We start from the raw sequence: 18,655 nt of genomic DNA, 5'->3' as shown, positions 1-18,655 counted from the left end.
CTATCGTCCCGCTGTCAGCAAGGTTTCGACCTGCGCCAGACGTTCAAGCGTTCCGACATCCACCCAGCGTCCCTTCATGTGTTCACCCGTCACCCGACCGTTGGCCATCGCCGCGCGCAGTAACGGCGCCAGCTTGAAGGCACCCGCACTGCAACCCGCGAACAATTGAGGGTCGAGCACGGAAATGCCACTGAAGGTCAGGTTATCGGCACCGGGCGCCGCATCATGAAGCACGCCGTCGTCCAGGTAGAAATCCCCGCCGGACGGATGATGTGCCGGGTTGTCGACCATCACCAGATGGGCCAGGCCCTGGAGCGGTCGCTTCAATTGGCTGAAGTCGTAATCGGTCCAGATATCGCCGTTGACCACCAGGAACGGCTCGTCACCCAGCAACGGCAGCGCCTGGAAAATCCCGCCGCCGGTTTCCAGCGGCTCGCCTTCGGCTGAATAACGGATACGCACGCCGAACTGGGCACCGTCACCCAGGTAGCTTTCGATCTGTTGACCGAGCCAGGCATGGTTGATCACGATCTCGGTGAAGCCGGCCTTGGCCAGCGCTTCAAGGTGATACTCGATCAGCCGTTTGCCGCCCGCCTGCACCAGCGGTTTTGGCGTATGCAGCGTCAGCGGGCGCATGCGCTCGCCCTTGCCGGCCGCCAGGATCATCGCTTTCATACGCAAGCCTCGGCCGGTTGGCGCAGGCTGCTGAGCAGTTCACCCAGCTCGCTCAACTCCGGTCGGTCGGCCAGCACCGCTTCTATATAAGCAAAGAAGCGCGGCACGTCCGCCAGATAGCGTGGTTTGCCATCGCGGTGGCAGATCCGCGCGAAGATGCCGATGACCTTGAGGTGACGCTGCACGCCCATCAGGTCGCTGGCACGCAGGAACTCTTCAAAATCCTCCTGCACAGGGATGCCCAACTGCCCGGCGCGTTCCCAATAGCCGCGCTGCCACGCGCGCACGCGGGCCTGGGGCCAGCTGAGGAAGGCGTCCTTGAACAGACAGGTAATGTCATAGGTCACCGGGCCATAGACCGCATCCTGGAAATCCAGCACCCCAGGGTTAGGCTCGCTGATCATCAGGTTGCGCGGCATATAGTCGCGGTGCACCAGCACGGTGGGCTGGGCCAGGGCGCTGTCGATCAAGCGGTCACTGACGCGTTGCCAAAGGGCCTGCTGGCAGGTATCAAGCTCGATACCCAGGTGCCGGCGTACGTACCATTCAGGGAACAACTCAAGCTCGCGACGCAGCAGGGCGACGTCATAGCTGGGCAACGGCGCGTCCATCGGCAACTGCTGGAACGCCAGCAGCGCATCGATGGCGTCGGCGAACAATTGATCGGCGTTTTGCTCGTCAATCACGTCCAGATAGGTTTTTCGGCCCAGGTCATTGAGCAAAAGAAAGCCACGGGGCAAATCTTCTGCATAAATTTTTGGCACATTAATTCCCGATTTCGCGAGCAAATGTGCGATATCGACGAAAGGTTTGCAGTTTTCCTGGGGCGGTGGCGCGTCCATTACGACGAATGTATGCGCCCCACCCTCCCACCGGAAGTAACGCCTGAAACTCGCGTCGCTGCTGGCCGCGGTCAATGTGGCCGGGGGTACGGGGCCCCAGTCCTGAGCGTTGAAGAGAATCGGCAACTGCTCATCCAGCCAGACTTCCAGCTGTTGTAAACGTAGATCGTGCTCGGGCATTACAAGGGTCTCCGACGGCGCTAGCCGTCAAGCGGGGCATGCTTTATTATCACGCATCTTTTTCAGACCATCGAGAGGCGTGCGGCCCAAACCGCGGGCAGATGGCACGCAGGAAGCCCGGACTAATAAGATGGCATTGAAATCCCCCGCGTTTCGTAGAAAATTTCCGTTGCTGGTAACCGGCAGTCTGCTGGCCTTGCAACCTTTCGCCACCTCATTCGTGGTCGCCGCGGAACAGTATGACTGCTCAGTCTCTGCTTCGGGTGCCTGGGATTGCGCGCCGAAAACGGCCGCCGCCCCATTGCCACCGCGCCCGGTGCATGACGGTTCTGCCGTCAGCTCGGCCAACAGCACGCCGCAGGGCGAGGCTGGCGGCAGCGTCGACGCCGAGCCCAAGACCATGCTGGTCACCGAAGCCAAGGGCCGTGGGCTGCGTTCGCGCAGCAAAGACTACAGCCACCTGGACTGGGTGCCTCGCGAGAAACTGACCGCAGCACAGTTGGCCGAAACCGGCCCTTACTGCGGCGGTGCCTACATCGAGCCGACGCGTCCTGGCATGAATGACAAGACGAACAAGAGCGATGCGCCGACCTTCATCGGTGCCAAGGCTTCTCGTTACGAGCAGGAACAGCAGGTCGCCACACTGGCCGGTGACGTCGTCATGCGCCAGGGCAGCATGCAGCTGGAGTCCGACGAAGCCAGCCTGTACCAGGCCGAGAACCGTGGCGAGCTGAACGGCAACGTGCGCCTGCGCGACAACGGCGCGCTGATCGTGGGTGACCGTGCCCAGGTTCAGCTCGACACCGGCGCCGCCCAGATCGACAACGCCGAGTACGTGATGCACAAGTCGCGTATCCGCGGTAATGCGCTGTACGCCAAGCGCGCCGAGAACGCGATCATCCGTCTCAAGGACGGTACGTACACCACCTGCGAGCCGGACAGCAACGCCTGGCAGCTCAAGGGCAACAACATCACGTTGAACCCGGCCACCGGTTTCGGTACGGCCACCAACGCGACGTTGCGGGTCAAGAACATCCCGATCCTGTACACCCCTTACATCTACTTCCCGATTGACGACCGCCGTCAGTCCGGCTTCCTGCCGCCGAGCTTCAGCACCGGCAGTGAGACTGGCTTTACCCTCGTGACGCCGTACTACTTCAACCTGGCACCGAACTACGACGCCACGTTGTACCCGCAATATATGACCAAGCGCGGCCTGTTGATGGAAGGCGAATTCCGCTACCTCACCAAGTCCAGCGAAGGCCAGTTCGGCGGGGCGTACCTGAACGACGACAACGACGAGCGCAAGAACCAGACCGATTACGAAAAAACCCGCTACATGCTCAACTGGCAGCATAGGGGTGGGTTGGATTCGCGCCTGACGTCCCAGGTGGACTACACCAAGATCAGCGATCCTTACTACTTCCAGGACTTGAAGACCTTCGAGGAGGGTGTCCAGAACCGGGACTTCCTGAACCAGCAGGGTTCCCTGACGTACCGGGGCGATTCTTATCAGGCTCGCTTGAATGTCCAGGCGTACCAGTTGTCCACAATCTCTCAAATCACGCCGTATGACCGGTTGCCGCAGCTCACGCTGAACGGCCAACTGCCGTTTCATCCGGGCGGCTTGAACTTCAGTTATGAAACCGAAGCCGTACGCTTTGATCGTGACTTGCAGAGCGGTACGTTCACCGACGAAAACGGCTTGGTTTCACCTCGCCTGGATAGCAACGTACTGGGTCTCACCCGCGCCAACGGTACTCGTCTGAACGTCGCGCCAGCCGTCGAATACCCGATGAATTGGACTTACGGTTTTATTACGCCGAAGCTCAAATACGTCTACACCAAGTACGATCTTGACCTTGATACCAGAGGCAAAAACACGCTGGGTGCAGGCGAAACGTTCAAGAGCTCCCAGGACCGCGCGATACCGATTGCCAGTGTAGACAGCGGCCTGTACTTCGACCGCAGAACCAATTTGTTCGGCAAGGACTTCAATCAGACCCTGGAACCACGGGCCTACTACCTCTACGTACCGAACAAGGACCAGAGCGATATTCCGGTGTTTGATACCAGTGAATACTCGTTCAGCTATTCCTCATTGTTCCGCGACAACCGCTTCAGCGGTTCCGACCGGATCGGTGACGAGAACAAGCTGTCCCTGGGCGTAACCAGCCGCTGGATCGAAGATAACGGTTTTGAGCGCCAACGCGTTTCGGTAGGTCAGGCCGTGTACTTCAAGGACCGTGAGGTTCAACTGCCAGGCGTATTGGCCGCCGATCGTGATGATGCGCGTACCGACGTATCGCCTATCGCGCTGGAGTACGAGTTCCACTTCAACCGCGACTGGCGCGCCACCGCCGACTACAACTGGGACCCCGAGAGCCACTCCCCACGGTCCGGTAGCGCGATGTTCCACTATCAGCCGGAGAACGACCCGAACAAGGTTATCAACCTCGGTTATCGCTATCGCAACGACCAGGTCGTCTATAACCAGCTGACCAACAAATGGCAGTTCGGTGGCGACTACGGCAAGCCGGGCGATCCGAACTACGTGAAGGATTACTACAAAATCCAGCAACACGACTTCTCGATGATGTGGCCGATCATTCCACAGTGGAACCTGATCACCCGCTGGCAGTATGACTATGCACGTAACCGTACCCTGGAAGCCTTTGGTGGTTTCGAGTACGACAACTGCTGCTGGAAACTGCGCGTCATCAACCGTTACTGGGTTTCCAACGACGAATACAGCCAGATCGCCCCGCTTAACGAAAAGGGTGACCACGGGCTCTTCTTCCAGATCGTCCTCAAAGGACTCGGCGGCCTGACCGGCGCCAAGGTAGAGAGCTTCCTCGACAAAGGCATTGAAGGTTATCGTGAACGTGAAGACAAAGCTTTCTGAGTGTTTGCGCCCGCTAGTGCTGGGCGCGCTGTTCCTGGGTGCCGCCTCGGCGCATGCCGCGGTGCAACAGCTGGATAAAGTCGCAGCCATCGTCGATAACGACGTGATCATGCAGAGCCAGCTGGACCAGCGGGTCAAGGAAGTTCAGCAGACCATCGCCAAGCGTGGTGGTGGTGTGCCGCCGACCAGCGTCCTGGAGCCCCAGGTACTGGAACGCCTGATCGTCGAAAACCTGCAACTGCAGATCGGCGAGCGCTCCGGCATCCGTATTTCGGACGAAGAGCTCAACCAGGCCGTCGGCACCATCGCTCAACGCAACAACATGAGCATCGATCAGTTCCGCGCAGCCCTGGCGCATGATGGCCTGTCCTATGAGGACGCGCGTGACCAAATCAAGCGTGAAATGATCATCAGCCGTGTACGTCAACGTCGCGTAGCGGAGCGGGTGCAGGTGTCGGAGCAGGAAGTGAAGAACTTCCTGGCCTCGGACCTGGGCAAGATGCAACTCTCCGAAGAGCTGCACCTGGCCAATATCCTGATCCCGACGCCAGACAGCGCCAACGCCGAGCAGCTCAATGCCGCCGCGGCCAAGACCCAGGCGATCTACGACCGCCTCAAGGCGGGTGCTGATTTCGCTCAAATGGCGATTGCCCAGTCCGGCAGCGACAACGCGCTCGACGGTGGTGACATGGGCTGGCGTAAAGCCGCTCAACTGCCGCCGCCGTTCGACCGTGAGCTCAGTGCCATGAACGTGGGTGACATTACCCAGCCTGCACGTACTCCAGGCGGCTTTATCATCCTCAAGCTGCTCGGCAAGCGCGGCGGCGAGACCTCGCTGAAGGACGAAGTACACGTCCGTCACATCCTGGTCAAACCCAGCGAAATCCGCACCGAAGCACAAACCAAGGAACTGGCCCAGAAGATCTATGACCGCATCGAAAGCGGTGAAGACTTCGCCACCCTGGCCAAGAGTTTTTCGGAAGACCCAGGCTCGGCCCTCAACGGCGGCGACCTGAACTGGATCGACCCGAAAGCCCTGGTGCCGGAGTTCCAGCAGGTGATGGCCGATACGCCGCAAGGTGTGCTGTCCAAGCCGTTCAAGACCCAATACGGCTGGCATGTACTGGAAGTCCTTGGCCGTCGCGCCACCGACAACACCAACCAGGCCCGCGAACAGCAAGCCCTGACCGTACTGCGCAACCGCAAGTACGACGAAGAGCTGCAAACCTGGCTGCGTCAGATCCGTGACGAAGCCTACGTAGAAAACAAACTGCCGGCCGCCGAGCAAACAGGCACCGACCAGGCAGCGCAGTGAAACCCCAGCGTTTCGCGGTAACACCCGGCGAGCCGGCCGGCATTGGTCCAGACCTGTGCCTGCTGCTCGCCTCGCAACCCCAGCCACACCCCCTGATTGCCATTACCAGCCGCGACCTGCTCCTTGAGCGGGCCGCGCAGCTGGGTGTGGCTGTCAACCTGCTGAGCGTTGCACCGGGCAACTGGCCCGACCTGCCGGCGCCGGCGGGCAGCCTGTATGTGTGGGACACCCCGCTGCATGCCAAGGTCGTCGCCGGGCAACTGGACAAGGCCAATGCGGCCTTTGTGCTGGAAACCCTGACCCGCGCCGGCCAAGGCTGCATCGACGGCGACTTCACCGGCATGATCACCGCGCCCGTTCATAAAGGCGTGATCAACGAATCCGGTATCGCGTTCTCCGGCCATACCGAATTCCTGGCCGAACTCACCCACACCGAACAAGTCGTGATGATGCTGGCCACCCGTGGCCTTCGCGTCGCGCTGGTCACCACCCATCTGCCGCTGCGCGATATCGCCGACGCCATCACCGCCGAGCGCATAGAACGCGTCACGCGCATCCTGCACGCCGACCTGCAACACAAATTCGGCATTGCCCAACCGCGCATCCTGGTCTGTGGGCTCAACCCCCACGCCGGTGAAGGCGGCCATTTGGGCCATGAAGAAATCGACATCATTGAACCGACATTAGAGCGTCTGCGCCAGGAAGGCATGGACCTGCGCGGCCCATTGCCCACAGACACTCTGTTTACCCCCAAATATCTGGAGCACTGCGACGCAGTGCTGGCGATGTACCATGACCAGGGGCTGCCCGTGCTGAAATACAAAGGCTTCGGCGCCGCAGTCAACGTGACACTGGGCCTGCCGATCATCCGCACCTCCGTCGACCATGGCACTGCCTTGGACCTGGCGGGCAGCGGCAAGATCGATACCGGCAGCCTGCACGTGGCCCTGGAAACCGCCTATCAGATGGCCGAGACCCGTATATGACCGAGCATTACCAACACCGGGCGCGCAAGCGCTTCGGGCAAAACTTCCTGCACGACGCTGGCGTGATCGACCGCATCCTGCGCTCCATCCATGCCAAGCCAGAAGACCGCCTGCTGGAAATCGGCCCGGGCCAGGGCGCACTGACCCAAGGCCTGCTGGCCAGTGGCGGGCAACTGGATGTGGTGGAGCTGGACAAGGACCTGATCCCGATCCTCAATCAGCAATTTGCCGGCAAGCCCAACTTCAACCTGCATCAGGGCGATGCGCTGAAGTTCGACTTCAACACCCTCAACGCCGCGCCCAACAGCCTGCGCGTTGTCGGTAACCTGCCGTACAACATCTCCACCCCGCTGATTTTCCACCTGCTGAACAACGCCGGGATCATCCGCGACATGCACTTCATGCTGCAAAAAGAAGTGGTGGAGCGCCTGGCCGCTGGCCCAGGTGGCGGTGATTGGGGCCGGCTGTCGATCATGGTCCAGTACCACTGCCGCGTCGAACACCTGTTCAACGTCGGCCCGGGCGCGTTCAACCCGCCGCCGAAGGTCGACTCGGCCATCGTGCGCCTGGTGCCCCATGCCGTCCTGCCGCACCCGGCCAAGGACCACAAACTGCTCGAGCGTGTCGTACGCGAAGCGTTCAACCAGCGCCGCAAGACCCTGCGCAACACGCTCAAGGCGCTGTTGAGCAATGCCGAGATCGAAGCTGCCGGCGTCGATGGCAGCCTGCGTCCCGAGCAACTGGACCTGGCCGCATTCGTGCGCCTGGCCGACCAGTTGGCTATCCAGCCTGCGCCAGCAGCAGAGCAGGTGTAAGGACAAATGTGGGAGGGGGCTTGCCCCCGATGAGGTTGTGTCAGTGCAGGAAGGTTTAACTGAACCACCGCTATCGGGGGCAAGCCCCCTCCCACACTTGAACCCTGTCATACCCGACTGCATGTCTGGCCTAGTGCCCACCTCTTGGCCTAGACTGACCCGCATCTGCTGTCCTCCGCTTTTGCTTTTAAGGCCTCTTGCATGTCCGATCCTCGCTACCAGATCGACGTCAGCGTCGTCACCCGCTTCCTGGCGGACCAATCGCAACCCGAACTCAACCGCTTTGCCTTTGCCTACACCATCACGGTGAAAAACAACGGGCTGGTGCCGGCCAAGTTGCTGTCACGCCATTGGGTGATCACCGACGGTGACGGTCAGGTTGAAGAAGTACGCGGCGCGGGCGTTGTCGGCCAGCAACCGTTGATCGACATCGGCGCCAGCCATACCTACAGCAGCGGCACGGTGATGACCTCCAGGGTCGGCACCATGCAGGGCTCGTATCAGATGAAAGCCACCGACGGCCACTTGTTCGACGCGACCATCAAGCCCTTCCGCCTCGCGGTGCCCGGAGCCCTGCACTGATGGCGACGTACGCGGTCGGTGACCTGCAAGGGTGCCTGGAGCCCCTCAAGTGCCTGCTTGAACAGGTCGCCTTCGACCCCGTGAATGATCGCCTGTGGCTGGTCGGCGACTTGGTCAACCGTGGCCCGCAGTCGCTGGAAACCCTGCGCTACCTCTATAACCTGCGCGATTCGCTGGTCTGCGTACTGGGCAACCATGACCTGCACCTGCTCGCGGCCGGCCAGAACATCGAGCGCCTGAAAAAAGGCGACACCCTGCGCGAGATCCTCGAAGCACCGGACCGCGCCGAGTTGCTGGAATGGTTGCGCCGACAAAAGCTCATGCACTACGACGAGGCCCGTAACATCGCCCTTGTCCACGCCGGCATCCCACCGCAATGGACCTTGAAGAAAGCCCTCAAGTGCGCCGCCGAAGTCGAAAGCGCCCTGGCCGATGACAATCTGTACACCGCCTACCTCGACGGCATGTATGGCAACGAGCCATTGAAGTGGGACAACGAGCTCACCGGCGTTGCCCGCCTGAGAGTGATCACCAACTATTTCACGCGCATGCGTTTCTGCACGGCGCAGGGCAAGCTGGACCTCAAGAGCAAGGAAGGCGCCGACACCGCCCTGCCCGGCTACCAGCCCTGGTTCGCCCACAAGGAACGCAAGACCCGGGACACGAAGATCATCTTCGGCCACTGGGCCGCCCTTGAAGGCAAATGCGAAGAACCCCGCGTGTTCGCCCTCGACACCGGCTGCGTGTGGGGCGGCGCCATGACCCTGATGAACATCGACACCGGCGAGCGTATCAGTTGCCAGTGTGAATCCCCTGCACCCACCCTACAGACGGCCGCCGCCAAGCCCTAGGAGCCCGCCATGAGCGAATTCAAACGTATCCCTCCCGAACAAGCCCAGGCCCTGCGCGAGCAAGGCGCCGTGGTCGTCGATATCCGTGACCAGCCGACTTACGCTGCAGCCCACATTGCCGGCGCCCAGCATCTGGACAACGTCAACATCGCCGACTTCATCCGCGCCGCCGACCTCGACGCGCCGGTGATCGTGGCGTGCTATCACGGTAACTCCAGCCAAAGCGCCGCAGCCTATCTGGTCAGCCAGGGCTTCTCCGACGTTTATAGCCTCGATGGCGGCTTTGAGCTGTGGCGCGCGACCTATCCTGCGGAAATTTCTTCAAGCGATTCGCAATAATTTTTTTCACACCCCGCTACCCCGCGTGACGCTTGGGCTTGCGCCGTTTCTGACGAACGGCGCAGCCAAACTAATTACGTATCGCGCCTTGAACTCCCCGATTACCAACTATCCTTAAGTGCAGGCCATCCAAATCAGGGGAGAGCCGGTACACCGGCGCGCGGGTCATCGGTAGCGTTTCAGGGTGTTCTGGGGGGAAAACAGCCATTGGGGAACGCCAATGGCTGCCAGCATCGACTGATTGATCCGGCGTCGGCTCCACGTATCGAGCGAGGTGACGACGTCATGAGTATCTTTAGCCACTTCCAACAACGTTTCGAGTCCACACAGCAGGAAGAACTCACGCTTCAAGAGTATCTTGAGCTGTGCAAACGGGACCGCAGCACCTATGCGTCTGCCGCCGAACGCCTGCTGCTGGCGATTGGCGAGCCGCAGCTGGTAGACACCTCGAACAATTCGCGCCTGTCGCGAATATTCTCCAACAAGGTGATCCGGCGTTACCCGGCCTTTGAAGACTTCCACGGCATGGAGGAATGCATCGACCAGATCGTCTCCTACTTCCGCCATGCGGCCCAGGGCCTGGAAGAGAAGAAACAGATCCTCTACCTGCTCGGTCCCGTTGGTGGCGGCAAGTCGTCCCTGGCGGAAAAACTCAAACAACTGATCGAGAAGGTGCCCTTCTACGCCATCAAGGACTCACCGGTGTTCGAGTCGCCTTTGGGGCTGTTCAACGCCACCGAAGACGGTGCGATCCTCGAAGAAGACTTCGGCATCCCCCGGCGCTACCTCAATACCATCATGTCGCCCTGGGCCACCAAGCGCCTGTCCGAGTTCGGCGGCGATATCAGCCAGTTCCGGGTGGTCAAGCTCTACCCATCGATCCTCAACCAGATCGGCGTCGCCAAGACCGAGCCGGGCGACGAGAACAACCAGGACATCTCGGCGCTGGTGGGCAAGGTCGATATCCGCAAACTCGAAGAATTCCCGCAGAACGACGCCGACGCCTATAGCTACTCGGGCGCACTGTGCCGGGCCAACCAGGGCCTGATGGAGTTCGTGGAGATGTTCAAGGCGCCGATCAAGGTGCTGCACCCACTGCTCACGGCCACCCAGGAAGGTAACTACAACAGTACCGAAGGCCTGGGCGCGATTCCGTTCACCGGGATCCTGCTGGCGCACTCCAACGAATCGGAATGGCACACCTTCCGCAACAACAAGAACAACGAAGCCTTCATCGACCGTATCTACATCGTCAAGGTGCCGTACTGCCTGCGGGTCAGCGATGAAATCAAGATCTACGACAAACTGCTGTTCAACAGCTCGCTGGCCAAGGCCCATTGCGCCCCCGACACCCTGAAGATGCTCGCCCAGTTCACCGTGCTGTCGCGCCTCAAGGAGCCGGAGAACTCGAATATCTACTCGAAAATGCGCGTGTACGACGGTGAAAACCTCAAGGACACTGATCCCAAGGCCAAATCAATCCAGGAATACCGTGACACGGCGGGCGTCGATGAAGGCATGAACGGCCTGTCGACACGCTTCGCGTTCAAGATCCTCTCCAAGGTCTTCAACTTCGACCCCCACGAGATCGCCGCCAACCCGGTGCACCTGCTCTACGTGCTGGAGCAGCAGATCGAACAGGAACAATTCCAGGCCGAAACCCGCGAGCGCTATCTGCGTTTCCTCAAGGAATACCTGGCGCCGCGCTATATCGAATTCATCGGCAAGGAAATCCAGACCGCCTACCTGGAGTCCTACAGCGAGTACGGCCAGAACATCTTCGACCGCTACGTGCTGTACGCCGACTTCTGGATTCAGGACCAGGAATACCGCGATCCCGAAACCGGCGAAATCCTCAACCGCGTGGCGCTCAACGAAGAGCTGGAGAAGATCGAGAAACCCGCCGGCATCAGCAATCCGAAGGACTTCCGCAACGAAATCGTCAACTTCGTGCTGCGCGCCCGCGCCAACAACAACGGCAAGAACCCAACCTGGCTCAGCTACGAGAAACTGCGGGTGGTGATCGAGAAGAAAATGTTCTCCAACACCGAGGATCTGCTGCCGGTTATCAGCTTCAACGCCAAGGCGAGCAAGGAGGACCAGCAAAAACACAACGACTTCGTCACACGAATGGTCGAGCGCGGCTACACCGACAAACAGGTACGACTGCTCTCCGAGTGGTACCTGCGGGTGCGCAAATCGCAATAAGGCAGCGACAGGTGCTCACTGCCAGGCGTTACGCCTGGCAGTCGACCGCTTGTCCTTAAGCTTCCAGCTCGCGGCTTGAAGCTTGTAACGTGAAGCTGCCCGGAGGGCTCCCCATGAGCTATGTGATCGACCGACGCCTCAATGGCAAGAACAAGAGCACGGTAAACCGCCAGCGTTTCCTGCGGCGTTACCGTGACCACATCAAAAAGGCGGTTGAAGAGGCCGTCAGCCGCCGCTCCATCACCGACATGGAGCATGGCGAACAAATCAGCATTCCGGGACGCGACATCGACGAACCCGTGCTGCACCACGGCCGGGGCGGCAAGCAGACCGTTGTGCATCCCGGCAACAAGGAGTTCACCACGGGTGAACACATTGCGCGCCCTCAAGGAGGCGGTGGAGGCAAGGGCGCGGGCAAGGCCGGCAACTCCGGCGAGGGCATGGACGAATTCGTGTTCCAGATCACGCAGGAGGAGTTCCTCGAATTCATGTTCGAGGACCTGGAGCTGCCCAACCTGGTCAAACGCAACCTGACCGGCACCGACACCTTCAAAACCGTACGCGCCGGTATCAGCAACGAGGGCAATCCGTCCCGTATCAACATCATCCGCACTTTGCGCTCAGCCCACGCCCGTCGGATCGCCCTGTCAGGCAGCAGCCGTGCAAAGCTCAAGCACGCCAAGGAAGAATTGGCGCGTTTGAAGCGCGAAGAACCGGATAATTTCGGCGATATCCAGGAAATAGAAATCGAAATCGAGAAACTCAGCGCGCGTATTCACCGTGTGCCGTTTCTTGACACCTTCGATTTGAAATACAACCTGCTGGTCAAGCAACCCAACCCCAGCTCGAAGGCCGTGATGTTCTGCCTGATGGACGTGTCCGGCTCCATGACCCAGGCCACCAAGGACATCGCCAAGCGTTTCTTTATCCTGCTGTACCTGTTCCTGAAACGGAACTACGACAAGATCGACGTGGTGTTTATCCGCCATCACACCAGCGCCCGGGAAGTCGACGAAGAGGAATTCTTCTACTCGCGCGAAACCGGTGGCACCATCGTCTCCAGCGCACTGAAACTGATGCAGGAAATCATGGCCGAACGCTACCCGGCCAATGAGTGGAACATCTATGCGGCCCAGGCTTCCGACGGTGACAACTGGAACGACGACTCGCCGATCTGCCGGGATATCCTGATCAACCAGATCATGCCTTTCGTGCAGTACTACACCTACGTCGAAATTACCCCCCGTGAGCACCAGGCGCTGTGGTTCGAATACGAGCGTATCGGCGAAGCCTTTGCCGACACGTTCGCCCAGCAGCAACTGGTCTCGGCCGGCGATATCTACCCGGTCTTCCGTGAACTCTTCCAGCGCAGGTTAGTGACATGACCGCCAAAAAAGAGCATAAGCGCCAACCTATCTCCACCGGGTCCGAGTGGACCTTTGAACTGATCCAGGCCTATGACCGGGAAATCAGCCGCATCGCGGCCGGTTATGCGCTGGACACCTACCCCAACCAGATCGAAGTGATCACCGCCGAACAGATGATGGACGCCTACGCCTCCGTCGGCATGCCGCTGGGTTATCACCATTGGTCCTATGGCAAACACTTCCTCAGCACCGAAAAGTCCTACACCCGCGGCCAGATGGGCCTGGCCTACGAGATCGTGATCAACTCCGACCCGTGCATCGCCTACCTGATGGAAGAAAACACCATCTGCATGCAGGCGCTGGTGGTGGCCCACGCATGCTACGGGCATAACAGCTTTTTCAAGGGCAACTACCTGTTCCGCACCTGGACCGATGCCAGTTCGATCATCGATTACCTGGTGTTCGCCAAGCAGTACATCATGCAATGCGAGGAGCGCCACGGCATCGACGCGGTAGAGGATTTGCTCGACTCCTGCCACGCCCTGATGAACTACGGCGTCGACCGTTACAAACGCCCCTATCCGATTTCGGCAGAAGAAGAACGTCTGCGCCAGCAGGAGCGTGAGGAACACCTGCAGAAGCAGATCAACGATCTGTGGCGCACCATTCCAAAGCGTGCCGGCAAAAACAGCGACAAGGACAATGCACGCTTCCCCGCCGAACCTCAGGAAAACATCCTGTATTTCCTGGAAAAGCACGCCCCTTTGCTGGAACCCTGGCAGCGGGAAATCGTGCGCATCGTGCGCAAGATCGCCCAATACTTTTATCCGCAGCGCCAGACTCAGGTGATGAACGAGGGCTGGGCGACGTTCTGGCATTACACCCTGATGAACGACCTGTACGACGAAGGCCTGGTCACCGACGGCTTCATGATGGAGTTCCTCACGTCCCACACCAGCGTGGTGTTCCAGCCCGGGTTCGATAGCCCCTATTACAACGGCATCAACCCCTACGCACTGGGCTTTGCGATGTACCGCGACATCCGTCGCATGTGCGAGCACCCAACCGAAGAGGATCGCCGCTGGTTCCCGGAAATCGCCGGCAGCGACTGGCTGTCCACCATCAAGTTCGCCATGAGCAGTTTCAAGGACGAGAGTTTCATCTTGCAGTACCTGTCCCCGCAGGTGATTCGCGATCTGAAGCTATTCAGCATCATGGACGACGACCTCAAGGAGGACCTGGTGGTGCCGGCCATCCATGACGAGCCGGGCTATCGGACTATCCGCGAGACCCTGGCGGCGCAGTACAACCTGGGCAACCGCGAGCCCAACGTGCAGATCTACAGCATCGATGTGCGCGGGGATCGCTCGCTGACCTTGCGTCACCAGCAGCACGACCGCAAACCCCTGGGCGAATCCACCGAAGAAGTGCTCAAGCACCTGCACCGGCTATGGGGCTTCGACATCCACCTGGAAACCCTGCAGGGCGACCAGGTGATGAAAACCCACCATGTCCCACCGCGCAGCGATCACAACGATAACGACTACGGCCGCCTGGACCTGGCCGTCGTGCATCTCTGAAACGGCAAAGCCTCCATTGGCCAGGCACAGGCGGTATCCTGTGCCGCTAATGGAGGCTTTTTCATGAAAATCTACAAAGTCGGCGGTGCGGTGCGTGATCGCCTGCTGGGCATCAAGGTCACCGACATCGACCGCGTTGTCGTCGGCGCCACCACCGAAGAGATGCTGGCCAAAGGCTTCAAGCCGGTCGGTGCTGACTTCCCCGTGTTCCTGGACCCAAAAAACGGCGATGAATACGCCCTGGCCCGCACCGAACGTAAAAGTGGCCGGGGTTACGGCGGCTTCGTATTTCACGCCAGCCCCGAAGTCACGCTGGAAGAAGACCTGATTCGTCGCGACCTGACCATCAATGCCATGGCTGAAGACGATGAGGGCAATCTGACCGACCCTTACCACGGCCAGCGCGATCTGGACGCGCGTATTTTACGTCACGTATCGCCCGCTTTCGCCGAGGATCCCTTGCGAGTGCTGCGCGTTGCGCGCTTTGCCGCGCGTTATGCGCACCTCGGATTCACCGTGGCTGCGCCAACGCTTGCGTTGATGCGTCAGCTCAGCGAATCCGGCGAACTGGAGGCGCTGACCCCGGAGCGCAGCTGGAAAGAAATTTCCCGGGCACTGATGGAAGATCAGCCTCAGGTGTTTATCCAGGTGCTGCGCGACTGCAATGCGCTGAAAACCTTGATGCCGGAGGTGGATGCGCTGTTCGGCGTACCGCAGCCCGCAGCCCATCATCCCGAGATCGACACGGGCCTGCACACATTGAGCGTGTTGGAGCAGGCGGCCTTGTACAAGCAACCGCTGACCGTACGCTGGGCCTGCCTGCTGCACGACTTAGGCAAGGGCCTGACGCCTGTGGATAAGTTGCCGCAGCATATTGCCCACGAACATCGGGGCTTGAAGCTGATCAAGACCGTCAATGAACGCTTCAAAGTGCCAAGGGATTGCCAGGAACTGGCGCTGCTGGTGGGCCAATATCACACCCACGGCCATCGAGCCTTGGAACTGAAGGCCTCGACACTACTGGAGTTGCTGCAGAGTTTTGACGTCTACCGTCGCCCGCAACGCTTTGAGGAGTTTGTGCTCGCCTGCGAGATGGATGCGCGGGGGCGCAAGGGCTTTGAACAGCGAACTTATCCACAGGCCGATTATTTGCGTGGCGCGGCCAAGGTTGCGCGCGAGGTGCAGGTAGCACCGTTGCTGGAAAAAGGCTTCAAAGGCCCCGCGCTGGGCGAAGCGCTCAAGCGTGAACGGCTTAACGCACTCAAAGCCTACAAGGAACAACAAAGTTCATTGTAGGAGCGAGCTTGCTCGCGAAAAACCTGAGAGCGCCGCGTTATCGTTCACGTTCTTCGCGAGCAAGCTCGGCTCCTACAGAAGCACGTCTGCCGTGAGTTGCCGGCCCTGCCATTCAAACGCCACGGGCGCCAGCACCTGTTCAATTTGCGCATCTCGCCACAGCTCGGCCATGGTCTTGCCCGCCTCCGGGTGAACACGATCCGGCGCCATCATCGACAGCGGCCACAGCACAAAAGCGTTTTTCAGGATTTCTGCGCGCGGCAGGATCAAACCGTCGAAATTACCCACCAGATCGCCATACAGCAGCACGTCGATGTCCAACGGCAAGCCTTTGCGATCGGGCGCATAACGACCATTGTCGGCCTCGATGGATTTCAACCGGCGGTCCAGCTCCATCAACGGCAGGTCGGTGCAGCCCGACACCACCAAATTGAAGAACGGCCCGCTCTTGATACCCACCGGCTGGCTTTCGAACACCGCCGAACAGCGCATGTCCGTCAAAAAGCTCGCCAGCGCATCAAGGCCCGCACGTAAATTGAGCTCGCGCTCGATATTACTGCCAAGGCCAAGGTAAACCTGAGTCAGCGACATCCGCGCTCGATCTCCACGCCCACGCCCTTGGCGGCCGGGACGGCTCCTGGCTTGGTCAATTTGAGGTGCAGCCAGGGAATCTGGAATTCACTCATCAGCACTTGGGCAAGGCGCTCGGCGAAGGTTTCCACCAGTTGGTATTGGGACTGTTCGGCAAAGGCCTGGATACGCGCGGACACGCTGGCGTAATCCAGGGCCAGGCTCAGGTCGTCACCGGCGGCGGCCGGACGGTTGTCCCAGGCAAAGCTCAGGTCCAGGCGCAGGCATTGACGGATGCCGCGCTCCCAGTCGTAGGCGCCGATCACGGTGTCGACTTCCAGGCCTTCGATAAACACTCTGTCCAAGCACTCTTCTCCGCAGCACGACAAGGGCGCGATGCCCCGTTAGAATCAGGGCGTCCTCGCCCGGAATAGTTAGCATGTTTTGGTCACTGGCGATTCTCGCCTACCTGCTCGGCTCGCTGTCCTTTGCCATTTTGCTCAGCCGCCTGACGGGAAATCCCGATCCGCGAATGAGTGGCTCAGGCAATGCCGGCGCCACCAATATGTTGCGCCTGGCCGGCAAAAAACTTGCCGTACTGACGCTGCTGGGCGACCTCTGCAAGGGCCTGCTGCCCGTACTGATCGCCAGCCTCGCGGGCCTTACCCTGCAACAGCAGGCCTGGGTGGGCATCTGCGCCGTCCTCGGCCACCTGTTCCCCCTGTACTTCCGCTTTCGCGGCGGCAAAGGTGTCGCCACGGCGGCCGGCATGCTGCTGGGCATCTACCCTCCGGCAGCCTTACTGGCGGTACTTGCCTGGCTGCTGACGTTCTACCTGACCCGTACCAGCTCACTGGCGGCACTGATCGCCACACCGCTCACCCTGCCCTTGCTGGCCTGGCAGGAACCGGCGGCGCTGCTGCCGATGAGCGTACTGACACTGCTGATCGTCTGGCGCCACCGCGGCAATCTACGCGACCTGTTTGCCGGGCGCGAACGGCATTTTTAACAGGGTCCACGTTACCCCCTACAACGGCGACAACTGCTCCATCGGCCAACGCGCCTGCACGCTGATCGCCAGGCTTTCATGCTGCCCGGCCTGCAGGCGCTGGCAGCCGGCGTAGGCGATCATTGCGCCATTGTCGGTGCAAAACTCAGGACGCGCGTAAAACACATCGCCCTTCATCTCCCCGAGCATCTTCTCCAGCGAACTGCGCAAGGCCTTGTTGGCGCTGACGCCGCCGGCAATCACCAGCCGCTTCATGCCGGCCTGCTTCAGGGCACGCTTGCACTTGATGGTTAAAGTCTCTACCACGGCCTGCTGGAACGCCAGCGCGATGTCGCAACGGGCTTGCTCGCCGTCGTCCCCGGCGCTGACGCTCTGCTGCCAGGTATTCAACGCCGAGGTTTTCAGGCCGCTGAAGCTGAACATCAAACCAGGGCGATCACACATCGGCCGTGGGAATGTGTAACGACCGGCCACGCCTTTTTCGGCGAGCCGGGCGATTTCCGGACCGCCGGGATAATTGAGCCCCATCATCTTCGCGGTCTTGTCGAATGCTTCGCCGGCGGCGTCGTCCAGCGACTCGCCCAACAACGTGTATTGACCGATGCCGTCGACCTGAACCAGCTGCGTATGCCCCCCCGAAACCAACAAAGCGACGAACGGGAACGCCGGCGGTGTTTTTTCCAGCATCGGGGCCAGTAAATGACCTTCCATGTGGTGCACACCGAGGGCCGGAATGCCCCAGGCAAATGCCAGCGCCTGAGCACAGGAAGCCCCAACCAGCAGGGCTCCGACCAATCCGGGGCCTGCGGTATAGGCAATGGCATCGATCTCGGTCGGCACGCAGCCGGCTTCATCCAGCACCTGGCGGATCAATGGCAGCATACGTTTGACGTGATCACGGCTGGCAAGCTCCGGCACCACGCCGCCATAGGCGCGATGCAGGTCGATCTGACTGAACAGTGCATCGGCCAGGAGCCCGCGTTCACTGTCGTAAAGTGCGACACCGGTTTCGTCGCAGGAGGTTTCAAGTCCCAGTACTAGCATGGGTTTGCGCCTTGTAGAGGCTGAATTCGAAGGCGCGCATAATAGTCGCCACTCCCCCTCCCGCCTAGCGGTTTTCGATCAGAGGCTTTGC

At 60.2% G+C, this 18,655-nt stretch carries 17 protein-coding genes; 12 read left to right on the top strand and 5 right to left on the bottom strand.

Annotation, left to right across the window (positions count from 1 at the left end; genetic code table 11):
* Positions 1 to 675, bottom strand: coding sequence for an N-acetylmuramate alpha-1-phosphate uridylyltransferase MurU (murU, locus tag BFP93_RS18505; protein WP_065894184.1), 675 nt, complete (start codon positions 673 to 675; stop codon positions 1 to 3).
* Positions 672 to 1,697 (bottom strand): aminoglycoside phosphotransferase family protein, encoded by a 1,026-nt coding sequence (locus tag BFP93_RS18500; RefSeq protein WP_065894183.1) that lies wholly within the window; start codon positions 1,695 to 1,697, stop codon positions 672 to 674. The genes murU and BFP93_RS18500 overlap by 4 nt, the downstream gene beginning before the upstream one ends.
* A gap of 130 nt (positions 1,698 to 1,827) precedes the next feature.
* Between BFP93_RS18500 and BFP93_RS18495 the strand changes: the two genes are divergently transcribed.
* The 11 genes from BFP93_RS18495 (at position 1,828) to BFP93_RS18445 (ending at position 15,941) form a co-directional block, all read left to right on the top strand.
* On the top strand, positions 1,828 to 4,602 hold the full coding sequence (locus BFP93_RS18495; protein WP_065894182.1) for an LPS-assembly protein LptD: 2,775 nt from the start codon (positions 1,828 to 1,830) through the stop codon (positions 4,600 to 4,602).
* Positions 4,583 to 5,917 (top strand): peptidylprolyl isomerase, encoded by a 1,335-nt coding sequence (locus BFP93_RS18490; RefSeq protein WP_082632017.1) that lies wholly within the window; start codon positions 4,583 to 4,585, stop codon positions 5,915 to 5,917. The genes BFP93_RS18495 and BFP93_RS18490 overlap by 20 nt, the downstream gene beginning before the upstream one ends.
* On the top strand, positions 5,914 to 6,903 hold the full coding sequence (gene pdxA, locus BFP93_RS18485; protein WP_065894180.1) for a 4-hydroxythreonine-4-phosphate dehydrogenase PdxA: 990 nt from the start codon (positions 5,914 to 5,916) through the stop codon (positions 6,901 to 6,903). The genes BFP93_RS18490 and pdxA overlap by 4 nt, the downstream gene beginning before the upstream one ends.
* Positions 6,900 to 7,718 (top strand): 16S rRNA (adenine(1518)-N(6)/adenine(1519)-N(6))-dimethyltransferase RsmA, encoded by an 819-nt coding sequence (gene rsmA / locus BFP93_RS18480; protein WP_065885507.1) that lies wholly within the window; start codon positions 6,900 to 6,902, stop codon positions 7,716 to 7,718. The genes pdxA and rsmA overlap by 4 nt, the downstream gene beginning before the upstream one ends.
* A gap of 201 nt (positions 7,719 to 7,919) precedes the next feature.
* Positions 7,920 to 8,300 (top strand): Co2+/Mg2+ efflux protein ApaG, encoded by a 381-nt coding sequence (gene apaG, locus BFP93_RS18475; RefSeq protein WP_065885506.1) that lies wholly within the window; start codon positions 7,920 to 7,922, stop codon positions 8,298 to 8,300.
* Positions 8,300 to 9,151, top strand: a complete 852-nt coding sequence (locus BFP93_RS18470) for a symmetrical bis(5'-nucleosyl)-tetraphosphatase (RefSeq protein WP_065894174.1) — start codon at positions 8,300 to 8,302, stop codon at positions 9,149 to 9,151. The genes apaG and BFP93_RS18470 overlap by 1 nt, the downstream gene beginning before the upstream one ends.
* Positions 9,152 to 9,160: 9 nt before the next feature.
* Complete coding sequence (gene glpE, locus BFP93_RS18465; protein WP_065894173.1) at positions 9,161 to 9,490, top strand: thiosulfate sulfurtransferase GlpE; 330 nt, start codon at positions 9,161 to 9,163, stop codon at positions 9,488 to 9,490.
* Between the two features lie 285 nt (positions 9,491 to 9,775).
* Positions 9,776 to 11,698 (top strand): PrkA family serine protein kinase, encoded by a 1,923-nt coding sequence (locus BFP93_RS18460; RefSeq protein WP_065894171.1) that lies wholly within the window; start codon positions 9,776 to 9,778, stop codon positions 11,696 to 11,698.
* Positions 11,699 to 11,811: 113 nt separating this feature from the next.
* A complete protein-coding gene (locus BFP93_RS18455) occupies positions 11,812 to 13,083 on the top strand; it encodes a YeaH/YhbH family protein (RefSeq protein WP_065885502.1) in 1,272 nt (423 codons plus the stop codon).
* Positions 13,080 to 14,645: a SpoVR family protein gene (locus BFP93_RS18450; RefSeq protein WP_065885501.1), complete on the top strand. Its 1,566-nt coding sequence runs from the start codon at positions 13,080 to 13,082 to the stop codon at positions 14,643 to 14,645. The genes BFP93_RS18455 and BFP93_RS18450 overlap by 4 nt, the downstream gene beginning before the upstream one ends.
* A gap of 63 nt (positions 14,646 to 14,708) precedes the next feature.
* Positions 14,709 to 15,941, top strand: a complete 1,233-nt coding sequence (locus tag BFP93_RS18445; protein ID WP_065894169.1) for a multifunctional CCA addition/repair protein — start codon at positions 14,709 to 14,711, stop codon at positions 15,939 to 15,941.
* 72 nt (positions 15,942 to 16,013) lie between these two features.
* Here the strand turns inward: BFP93_RS18445 and folK are convergent, their stop codons facing one another.
* Positions 16,014 to 16,532 carry a 2-amino-4-hydroxy-6-hydroxymethyldihydropteridine diphosphokinase gene (folK, locus tag BFP93_RS18440; RefSeq protein WP_065894167.1) on the bottom strand — a complete coding sequence of 173 codons (519 nt, stop codon included), beginning with the start codon at positions 16,530 to 16,532 and terminating at the stop codon, positions 16,014 to 16,016.
* A complete protein-coding gene (gene folB, locus BFP93_RS18435) occupies positions 16,523 to 16,876 on the bottom strand; it encodes a dihydroneopterin aldolase (protein ID WP_065894165.1) in 354 nt (117 codons plus the stop codon). The genes folK and folB overlap by 10 nt, the downstream gene beginning before the upstream one ends.
* 74 nt (positions 16,877 to 16,950) lie before the next feature.
* On the opposite strand from folB, the gene plsY reads away from it, so the two are divergent.
* Positions 16,951 to 17,520, top strand: coding sequence for a glycerol-3-phosphate 1-O-acyltransferase PlsY (plsY, locus tag BFP93_RS18430; RefSeq protein WP_057723660.1), 570 nt, complete (start codon positions 16,951 to 16,953; stop codon positions 17,518 to 17,520).
* 18 nt (positions 17,521 to 17,538) lie between these two features.
* On the opposite strand, the gene tsaD is transcribed toward plsY, so the two are convergent.
* Complete coding sequence (gene tsaD, locus BFP93_RS18425) at positions 17,539 to 18,564, bottom strand: tRNA (adenosine(37)-N6)-threonylcarbamoyltransferase complex transferase subunit TsaD (RefSeq protein ID WP_065885497.1); 1,026 nt, start codon at positions 18,562 to 18,564, stop codon at positions 17,539 to 17,541.
* Positions 18,565 to 18,655 lie beyond the last annotated feature (91 nt).

This window comes from Pseudomonas sp. 44 R 15 (assembly GCF_900004965.1).
Taxonomy (GTDB): Bacteria; Pseudomonadota; Gammaproteobacteria; order Pseudomonadales; family Pseudomonadaceae; genus Aquipseudomonas; species Aquipseudomonas orientalis_A.
The sequence above is the reverse complement of the archived record's forward strand: the minus strand, read 5'-3'. Positions and strand labels throughout refer to the sequence as shown.